The sequence below is a fragment of the Promicromonospora sp. NPDC060204 genome (assembly GCF_042728455.1).
In the GTDB taxonomy this organism is placed as follows: domain Bacteria; phylum Actinomycetota; class Actinomycetes; order Actinomycetales; family Cellulomonadaceae; genus Promicromonospora.
Map to the genome: position 1 here is coordinate 1 of NZ_JBHWZO010000245.1, position 9,438 is coordinate 9,438.

Consider the following 9,438-nt stretch of genomic DNA (forward strand, 5'->3'; position numbering starts at 1 on the left):
CGGCACAGGCCTGTGCCGACCTCGATGCAAACTGCCGACCAGGCGAGACGTGCTCAGCAGACTGCCGAACTCGTCACCACTCCGCCGACGTCACCACTGCGCCGACGCACCCCGCGGCGACACCGTGCGGGGCACGCCCCACGGGTTGTCGTCGCGCAGCGGCGCCAGCAGCAATTCCTGCGGTGCGTCCTGGAACGTCACCCCGCGCAGGAACCGGCCGATCGCGGCGGTGCCGACCGACGTGCCGTCCGTCGTCGTCGCGGGCGACGGCCCGCCGTGCTGCATCGCGGGGGTCACCGCCACACCCGTGGGCCAGCCGCCGAGCAGCACCCGCCCGGCGTGCCGCCCCAGCGCCGCCACGAGCGCGCCCTGCTCCGCGCCGGTCTCCCCCGACCCAAGGTGCAGGGTCAGCGTGAGGTTGCCGGGGAACAGCTCGCCGACGACGCCGGCCAGGTCGGTCCCGGCCGGGTACTCCACGATCACGGAGAACGGCCCGAACACCTCGTCGAGCAGCGCGGGTCCGGCGGCGCGGAGCACGTCGAGCGGCGCGGCGACGAAGGTCGGCGTCACCCAGGCCTGCCCGTCGTCGTCCCGCCGGAAGTCGCCGGCGCGCACCACGCGCACCCCGTCCACGGCCAGCGCCTGGCCGACGCGCCGCTCGTAGCCGTCGGCGATCGACGGGTTGAGCAGCCGGTGCTCGGGGACGTCGGCCGCGGCGGCGACCACGGCGGCGTCGTACGCCATGCCCTCCGGGACGAGCAGGAAGCCCGGCTTGGTGCAGAGCTGGCCGGCCGAGCCGGAGACGCTCGCCACGAACCCGGCGAGCAGCGCGTCCGCGCGCTCGTCCAGGGCTGCCTGCGAGACCAGCACCGGGTTGACGCTGCCGAGCTCGCCGAAGAACGGGATCGGCTCGGGCCGCGCGGCGGCCCGGGCGGCCAGGAGCTGCCCCACGTGCTGCGAACCGGTGAAGGCCGCGGCCCGCACGGCCGGGTGCTCCAGCAGCGCCACCCCGGCGTCCTGGTCGGCGACGAGCTGGAGCGTGTCCTCCGGCAGCCCGGCCTCGACGAGCGCGCCGGCCACGAGCGTCGCCACCCGCGCCGACAGCCACGGATGCCCCGGGTGCGCCTTGACGATCACCGGGCACCCCGCCGCGAGCGCCGCCGCGGTGTCGCCGCCCGCCACGGAGAACGCGAACGGGAAGTTGCTCGCCGCGAAGTTGACCACGGGGCCCACGGGCCACAGGGCGCGGCGCAGGTCGGGGCGGGGGCCGAGCACGAAGTCGGGGTCGGCCTCGTCGATGCGGACGTCGAGGTAGGCGCCGTCCTCCACGACGTGCGCGAACAAGCGCAGCTGCACCTGCGTGCGCTTGAGCTCGCCGCGCAACCGCGCCTCGGCGAGGCCGGTCTCCACGTGGGCGGTGGCGACGAGCTCGTCGGCGTGGTCGCCGAGGGCCGCGGCGGCGCGGCGCAGGCCGTCGGCGCGGGTCGCGGGCGTGGCCCGGGACAGCCCGGCGAAGGCCTCGGTGGCCCGGCGGGCCACGTCGTCGACGGTGCGGTCAAGGTCGGACGCCGCGGTGGCGGTCATGGGGCTCCTCATCGAAGAAAGCGGGTCAGAACACGAAACCCGTGGGGAACGGGTCGCTCGGGTCGAGCAGGTAGTTGGCGGTGCCCGTGACCCAGGCACGGCCGGTGATCGTGGGCAGGACGGCGGGCAGGCCCGCGACCGTCGTCTCCCCCACCAGGCGGCCGACGAACCGGCTGCCGATGAACGACTCGTTCACGAAGTCGGTGTCCAGGGCCAGCTCGCCGCGCGCCCAGAGCTCGGCCATGCGGGCCGACGTGCCGGTGCCGCACGGCGACCGGTCGAACCAGCCCGGGTAGATCGCCATGGCGTGCCGGGACAGCGTGGCATCCGAGCCGGGGGCGATCAGCTCGACGTGGTGGCAGCCCTCGACGCCGTCGAGCACCGGATGCTTGGGCATCGCGGTCTCGTTGATGGCGTCCATGATCGCGAGCCCGGCGGCGAGCAGGTCCTGCTGGCGGTCGCGATCGAACGGCAGCTTGAGGTCGTCGAGGTCGACCAGGGCGTAGAAGTTGCCGCCGAACGCCATGGAGTAGGGCACGGTGCCGTAGCCCGGCACCTCGACCTCCTGGTCGAGGGCGGTCACGAAGCTGGGCACGTTCTCGATGGTCACGGCGTCGGCGTGGCCGTCGCTGACGGCGACCTTCGCGACGACGAGCCCGGCGGGCGTGTCGAGCCGGATCTCCGTGACCGGCTCGACGACGTCCACCATGCCCGTCTCGACCAGCACCGTGGCCACGCCGATGGTGCCGTGGCCGCACATCGGCAGGCACCCGGACACCTCGATGTAGACGACGCCCCAGTCGCAGTCGGACCGCGTGGGCGGCTGCAGGATGGCGCCGCTCATCGCGCCGTGCCCCCGCGGCTCGTCCATCAGGAAGTGCCGCAGCCCGTCCATGTGCTCCATGAAGTACAGCCGCTTGTCGTTCATCGTGGCGCCGGGGATGGGCCCCACGCCGCCGGTCACGACGCGCGTCGGCATGCCCTCCGTGTGCGAGTCGACGGCGGTGATGGTCCTGCTAGAACGCATGCTTCCTCCTTCTCGTTGAGTGCTGGACATTTGCGCTGTCGAATCCTTTCGATCGCGCAAATAGCCAGCACTCAGCGGGGGTTGCGGGAGGCGATGTAGCTGAGCGCCGCCTCGGTGTCCTTGCGGACCTGTGCCTCGTGCTCCGCGGACAGCGGGCCGCGCGGCGGGCGGGTGGGCCCACCGTAGCTCTGCCCGGCCATGTCGATCGAGAGCTTGATGGCCTGCACGAACTCGGTGCGCGAGTCCCAGCGGAAGACCGGCACGAGGTGGCGGTACAGCTCGCGCGCCTCGTCGATCTTCCCCTCGGTGACCAGCGTGTAGATCTCCACGGCCTCGCGCGGGAACGCGTTCGGGTACCCGGCGAACCAGCCGACGGCGCCCGCGACGAGGGACTCGAACAGCAGGTCGTCGGCGCCCGCGATGACGTCGAGGTCCGGGGCGAGCTCCTTGATCTCCAGCACGCGCCGCACGTCGCCCGAGAACTCCTTGACCGCCACGACGTTCTCGAGCTGGGCCAGCTCCGCCAGGATGCTCGGCGTGAGGTCGACCTTGGTGTCGATCGGGTTGTTGTAGATCATGATCGGCAGGCCCACCTCGTTCACGGCGGCGTAGTGCGCGATCACCTCGGCGCGGTTGGCGCGGTAGATGGTGGGCGGGAGCAGCAGGACGCCGTCGGCCCCGTCCTCGGCGGCGAGCTCGGCCCAGTGCTTGGCCTGGTGCGAGCCCACGCCGTGCACGCCGGCGACGACCAGGCCGCGGCCGTCCACCGCCTTGACGGCGGTCTGGATCACCTTGCGGCGCTCGTCGTCGGTCAGCGAGGAGTACTCGCCGAGCGAACCGTTCGGGCCGACGCCGCGGCAGCCGTTCTCGATGAGGAAGTCGCAGTGCGCGGCGAACTTCTCGTAGTCGACGGCCAGCCCGGCGGGCGCGGACTCGTCCGGCGTGAAGGCGAGCGTGGTGGCGACGATGACGCCGCCGAGGTCGAATCGCTGGTTCATGTCAGGTCTCCTGTGGTTGCGATGCTGTGGGAAGAAGCAGTCGGAAGTGAAGTAGAGGGAGCGGGAAGCGCGGCCAGGTCGCCGAGCCGCACGGGCACCACGAGCGGACGGCGGTCGACGCCGGGCGCACCGTCCGACCCGTCGCCGTCGAGCAGCTCCTGGAGCGTGCGGCCGCACATGCGGGCCTGGCACGGGCCGAGCCCGGCGCGGCTGGTGAGCTTCACGGAGCGGGTCTCGTGCGACCCGGTCAGCTCGACGACCTCGCGCACGCGGCCGAAGGTGGTCTCCTCGCAGCGGCAGACGACGGTGTCGTCACGCAGCCAGCGCACCCACCCGCCGCGGATGCCGTGGGCGGCCTCGATCCGGGCGGCGAAGCCGCGGGCGTGGTCGCGGGCCCGGAGCGCACGGCCGGCGGTCCCGGACAGGAGGTCGCCCCCGGCGGCGGCGGTGCCCGCGACGGCGCCCTCGGCGAGCGCCGCGTCGGCCCCGCCGATCCCGGTGATCTCTCCGGCGGCCCACACGCCCGGCACGGACGTGGCCTGCGTGTCGTCCACGACCACGAACCGGCTCGGCGCAAGGGCGCACCCCGCGGCGATCGCCAGCTCCAGGCGCGGCGTGAACCCGTGGCTCACGGCGACGGCGTCGGCCTCGACCTGGCGTTCCGTCCCTGGCACGGGCGCCCAGCGGGCGTCGAGCCGGGCGATCGTCACGGCCTCGACCTGGCCGTCGCCGTGCGCGGCGACCACGGCCTCGCCGGGACGCCACGGGACGCGGTGGCGCACCAGCTCGCCGACGTATCCGGCCAGCTCGCCGGCCTTGCCGACGGCGCCGACCAGCCCCCACGGACGGTCCAGCCAGCCGCGGGCCAACGAGCCGGTCCGGCTCGCCTCGTGCACGCCGAGCACGGTGGCACCGGTCCGCAACAGCGACGAGGCGACGGGCAGCAGGAACGGTCCGGCCCCGGCGACGACGACGCGGCGCCCGACGGCGACCCGCTCCCCCTTCGCCAGCGCCTGCGCCGCCCCCGCCGAGTAGACGCCAGGGAGCTGCCAGCCGGGGAACGGGAGGGTCCGGTCGTGGGCGCCGGTCGCGAGCACGAGGGCGTCCGGCTCGAACGTCCGGGCCTCGCGCCCGACGCCGTCCGGCTCCCCGACGAACACGTTCAGGCGGACGCCGGCGGGCCGCTCCGGCGAGGGCACCCGCTCCAGCGACCACACCTGCGCCGTCGGGACCACCGTGACCGCGGGGTGCGCCCGCAGGGCGTCGGCCAGCGCGCGGTACGTGTCCCACTTGTGGTGCAGCAGGTGCTCGCGCCCGGCCGGACGCTCGGCGGGCAGGTGCCGCCAGTACTGGCCGCCGAGCACGTCGGCGGCGTCGAGCACCGTCACCCGCGCCCCGGCGTCGGCGGCGGCGCGCGCGGCGGCGAGGCCCGCCGGGCCAGCGCCCACGACGACGACGTGCTTTGCACTCACCCCGCTCATCGGGTCACCCCCGGTGCGTCGTGCTCGTCCGAACGCCCTGCGCCGGGCTCGCCGAACGGCTCACCCTGCCGCGCCACGACGTCGCCGTCCTGCGCGCGGCGCAGGCAGGCCCGCACGTCGCGCAGGCCGTTGACCTCCACGACGCAGTCGAAGCACACGCCGATGCCGCAGAACACGCCGCGCGGTGCGCCGCTCTGGCCGGTCGAGCGCCACTGGCGGCGTCCCGCGCCCAGCAGGACGCCCGCGATGGTCTGCCCGGCCGTGCCGGTGACGGGCTCGCCGTCGACCCAGATCGTCAAGGGCCGGTCGGGACCCGGCAGCACCGGGTCGGCGGCGGCCGGGATACGGCTCGACGTCATGGTCGTGTTCCCTCGTGGGCGTTCTCGGACACCGGGGTGGGGCGCAGGGCCTGGAGCGTGGAGCGGTCCGCCGCGTACGGGCGCGGGTCCACGGCGGGCTCCGTCCCCAGCAGGCCTGCGGCGATCAGGTCGCCGGTCGCGGGCGCCAGGCCGACGCCCGCGCCCTCGTGACCGGTCGCGAACCACAGGCCGGGCAGCGCCGGGTCGGCGCCGATCACGGGCAGGTGGTCCGGCATGTACGGGCGGAAGCCCAGGTAGGAGCGCATCACGTTGGTCTCGGCGAGGAACGGGAACACCGTCACGGCGCGCCGCGCCATCTGGGCGAGCACCTCGGCGCGGAAGCGCTCGTCGAACCCCACCTGCTCCCGGCTGGACCCGATCAGCACGGTCCCGCCGCGCGTCGACTCGATGACGGCGGACGTCTGCAGCTCCGCGCCCGCGGACTGCGTGGCGGCGAAGTAGTCGCCGTCGTACACCTTGTGGTGGATGCGCTGCGCCATCGGCGTGGTCACGAGCACGGTCCCGCGGCGCGGCCGCACCGGGACCCACGAGCCGAGCCGCTCCGCGACGTCCGCCGACCACGGCCCGGCCGCGACGACCACCGCTCCCGCGGCGACGTCACCCCGCGTGGTGGCGACGCCGGTCAGGCGCCCGTCGGCCCCCAGCAGCGGCCCGGTCACCTCCACCCCCGTGCGGACGACGGCGCCGGCCCGGCGCGCGGACGCCAGCAGCGCCTCGGCGGCGGCGACCGGCTGCACCTGCGCGTCCTGCGGGTAGTGGATCGCGCCCAGGACGCCGGGCGCGAGGTCGGGTTCGAGCTCGCGGGCCTGGTCGCCGGTCACCTCGACGGCCTCGACGCCCACCTCGCGCTGCCCCGCGGCAAACTCGCGCAGCCCGGCCAGACCGGCGTCCGAGGCCACGACGACCACCCCGCCCTTGGCGTCGTGCTCGACCGACGGGAACCGCGGGCCGAGCTCGTCGGCCAGCTCCCCGGCGAGCGCCGTCCACCGGCGCAGCGACTCCTGGGCGAGCACCAGCTCCGGCCCCGGACCCTTGTCCGAGACCAGCAGGTTGCCCTCGCCGTGCGCGCTGGTGCCGGCGGCCGCGGCCCCGCGGTCGAGCACCACGACGCTCGCCCCGGCCAGAGCCAGGGAGCGCGCGCACGCGGCGCCCACGATCCCGGCGCCGACGATCACCACGTCCGCTGCCACGTCCACCCCCTCCGTCGTTCCGTCGTCCTGCACTGTGTCTGCCCTGCTCTGCCGGCCCGATGCCGGGCCGTCCTGCTCAGTCCTCCGGCTTGCCCGCCCACGTGCCCAGCGAGTGCCCGATGTGCCGTTCCATCAGCGCCTTGGCGCCGGGGCCGTCGCCGGCCGCGAGCAGGTCGAGCAGCTCGTGGTGCTCCTGGGCGGAGGCGGCCAGCGTGCCGCCCGCGACCATCGTCGAGAGGCCGAGCAGCCGCGCGCGGTCGCGCAGGTCGGCCACGATCTCGCCGGCCACCGGGTTGCCCAGCAGGCCCATGAGCCGCAGGTGGAACGCCTGGTCCGCCTGGAGGTACGCGATGAGGTCGCCCGTGCGCGCGCCCTCGACGATCTCGTCGGCGAGCGCCCGGAACTCCCCGAGCTGCCCCACGGGGAACGACTTGGCGAGCCGCTCCATCCACACGGGCTCGATCACGAGCCGGACGGCGGCGACGTGCCGCAGCGTCTGGTCGCTCACGCGCGTGACGCGGAAGCCCTTGTTGCGCACGGCCTCCAGGAAGCCGCGCCGCTCCAGGTCCAGCACGGCCTCGCGCACCGGGGTCGCGGACACGTCGAAGCGCGCGGCCAGCGTGGGCACGGAGACCAGCTCGCCGGGCTCCAGCTCGCCCGCGACGATCGCCGCCACGAGGGCGCGGTGAACCTGCTCGCGCAGGCTCGCGACCGGCGGTAGACGACGGACCGACGGGGTCGGTGAAACTGAGCTCATGGTGCTCTCCAGGGGTGTCAGGCTTCGACAGTAGAATATTACACACGACAGGAAACCCGTCGTCAATGCCGCCAGAGGGTACCTGAGCGAGGGCCGGCTCGCCGGTCTTTCGCCCGCCAAAACTGGCGTCATCCCGCCGAAACGCGACGTTTACAATCACCCCATCGACATCCCTGTAGGGTCTCAGTAACATATCACGCATCACATATCGAAGGCCTGGCCGCGTCGACGACGACAGCGGCTGCGCCGGGGCCGTACCGCAGACCACCCGACGCACCCGCGTCACTGATCGAAGGGCCACATCGTGAAGTTCCATCGGATGACGACAGCAGCCGTCGCGGTCGCCGCGACGCTCGCGCTCGCCGCGTGCGGCGGCGGCAGCCAGGACGCCTCCTCCTCGGGCGGCGGCGGCTTCGGGGCCGAGCCCGCCGAGGGCGGCACCGTGCAGGTGCTGCAGAACGCCGACTTCTCCTACCTCGACCCGGCACGCGGCTGGGACGGCGGCGTGAACAACTTCTACCGGCTGGTCTACCGCCAGCTCACGACGTCCGCGCCGGGCTCGGCGGACGACCCGACCGCGATCGTCCCGGACCTGGCGGAGTCCCTCGGCGAGGTGTCCGACGACGGTCTGACCTGGACGTACACGCTCAAGGACGGGCTCAAGTTCGACAACGGCGACCCGATCACCTCGGCGGAGGTCAAGTTCGGCGTCTCCCGGGCCTGGGACCCGGAGCTCGGCATCGGCTCCCCGTACCTCAAGCAGGTCATCGACGCCCCCGAGGACTACGTGGGCCCGTACAAGACGGGTGACCTGCCGACGATCGAGACGCCGGACGAGAAGACGATCGTCTTCCACCTGAAGAAGCCGTTCCCCGAGTTCGACGCCGTCGTCTCCCAGGTCAACGCGACCCCGTTCCCCGAGGGCAGCGGCGCCGGCGACGAGTTCATCCACCAGATCGTCGCCTCCGGCCCCTACAAGCTGGCCGAGTACGTGCCGGGCAGCACCATCAAGCTCGAGCGCAACGAGAACTGGGACGCCGCGACCGACGACGTGCGCGCCGCCAAGCCGGACGGCTGGGAGTTCACCATCGGCCTGGACCCGGCCACCATCGACGAGCGCCTCATCGCCGGGCAGGGCGCGGACGTCAACGCGATCGCCGGCAACATCCAGCCGGCCACGCTCCCCCGCCTGCAGACGCCGCAGCTGCAGGAGCGCGTGCTGCAGTTCGACGGCATCTGCACCACCTACATGGGCCTGAACACCACCAAGGCGCCGCTCGACGACGTCCGGGTGCGCCAGGCGATCAGCTACGCCGTCGACCGCAGCTCCATCGTGAACGCCAGCGGCGGCACGCAGCTCGGCGCCCCGTCCACGACGATCATCCCGCCGGCGGTCGCCGGTCACAAGGACTTCGACCTGTACCCGTCGGCGGACGGCACCGGCGACGTCGAGGCCGCCAAGAAGCTGCTCGACGAGGCCGGCCTGTCCGACGGGTTCACCCTGACCCTCGACATCCGCTCGCAGGAGTCGATGCAGGCCCAGGCCGAGTCGATCCAGCAGTCACTCGAGCGCATCGGCATCACGGTCAAGCTGAACCTGATCGACACGTCCACCTACTACGAGACCATCGGCACCCCGTCGCAGCAGCACGACGCCGCGATCACCGGCTGGTGCCCGGACTGGGCGTCGTCGGCGGCGACCTTCATCCCGCCGCTGTTCGACGGCCGCAACATCTACGAGAAGGGCAACAACAACCTCGCCCAGCTGAACGACGACGACGTCAACGCCAAGATCGACGAGATCGGGGCCATGACCGACATCGCCGCGGCGAACGAGCAGTGGGGCGACCTCGACGAGCAGATCATCGAGCTGGCGCCGATCGTCCCGCTCATGGTCGCCAAGACGGTGCTGCTCCCAGGTGAGAACGTCACCGGGCTGTACTCCTCGGCGAACGCCGCGAGCGGCGGCATCGACTACGTCGGTGTCGGCCTCAAGGACCCCGAGAAGGGCTGATCCATGA

8 protein-coding genes are annotated in these 9,438 nt (G+C 73.4%); 1 reads left to right on the forward strand and 7 read right to left on the reverse strand.

Annotated features, from left to right (window positions below; all coding sequences use genetic code 11):
- Window positions 1-90 precede the first annotated feature (90 nt).
- From ACFWEJ_RS23515 to ACFWEJ_RS23545, 7 genes are all read right to left on the reverse strand, one after another.
- Entirely contained in the window at window positions 91-1,584 is a 1,494-nt protein-coding gene (locus tag ACFWEJ_RS23515) for an aldehyde dehydrogenase family protein (protein ID WP_377231605.1), read from the reverse strand.
- 25 nt (window positions 1,585-1,609) lie between these two features.
- Complete coding sequence (locus ACFWEJ_RS23520) at window positions 1,610-2,611, reverse strand: proline racemase family protein (RefSeq protein ID WP_377231606.1); 1,002 nt, start codon at window positions 2,609-2,611, stop codon at window positions 1,610-1,612.
- 71 nt (window positions 2,612-2,682) lie between these two features.
- A complete protein-coding gene (locus tag ACFWEJ_RS23525) occupies window positions 2,683-3,609 on the reverse strand; it encodes a dihydrodipicolinate synthase family protein (RefSeq protein ID WP_377231607.1) in 927 nt (308 codons plus the stop codon).
- A complete protein-coding gene (locus ACFWEJ_RS23530; RefSeq protein ID WP_377231608.1) occupies window positions 3,606-5,090 on the reverse strand; it encodes an FAD-dependent oxidoreductase in 1,485 nt (494 codons plus the stop codon). The genes ACFWEJ_RS23525 and ACFWEJ_RS23530 overlap by 4 nt, the downstream gene beginning before the upstream one ends.
- Window positions 5,087-5,449, reverse strand: a complete 363-nt coding sequence (locus ACFWEJ_RS23535) for a (2Fe-2S)-binding protein (protein ID WP_377231609.1) — start codon at window positions 5,447-5,449, stop codon at window positions 5,087-5,089. The genes ACFWEJ_RS23530 and ACFWEJ_RS23535 overlap by 4 nt, the downstream gene beginning before the upstream one ends.
- Window positions 5,446-6,660, reverse strand: a complete 1,215-nt coding sequence (locus ACFWEJ_RS23540) for an NAD(P)/FAD-dependent oxidoreductase (protein ID WP_377231610.1) — start codon at window positions 6,658-6,660, stop codon at window positions 5,446-5,448. The genes ACFWEJ_RS23535 and ACFWEJ_RS23540 overlap by 4 nt, the downstream gene beginning before the upstream one ends.
- Before the next feature lie 76 nt (window positions 6,661-6,736).
- Window positions 6,737-7,417 (reverse strand): GntR family transcriptional regulator, encoded by a 681-nt coding sequence (locus ACFWEJ_RS23545; protein ID WP_377231611.1) that lies wholly within the window; start codon window positions 7,415-7,417, stop codon window positions 6,737-6,739.
- Between the two features lie 319 nt (window positions 7,418-7,736).
- On the opposite strand from ACFWEJ_RS23545, the gene ACFWEJ_RS23550 reads away from it, so the two are divergent.
- Window positions 7,737-9,431, forward strand: a complete 1,695-nt coding sequence (locus ACFWEJ_RS23550) for an ABC transporter substrate-binding protein (RefSeq protein ID WP_377231612.1) — start codon at window positions 7,737-7,739, stop codon at window positions 9,429-9,431.
- The last annotated feature ends 7 nt before the right edge of the window (window positions 9,432-9,438 follow it).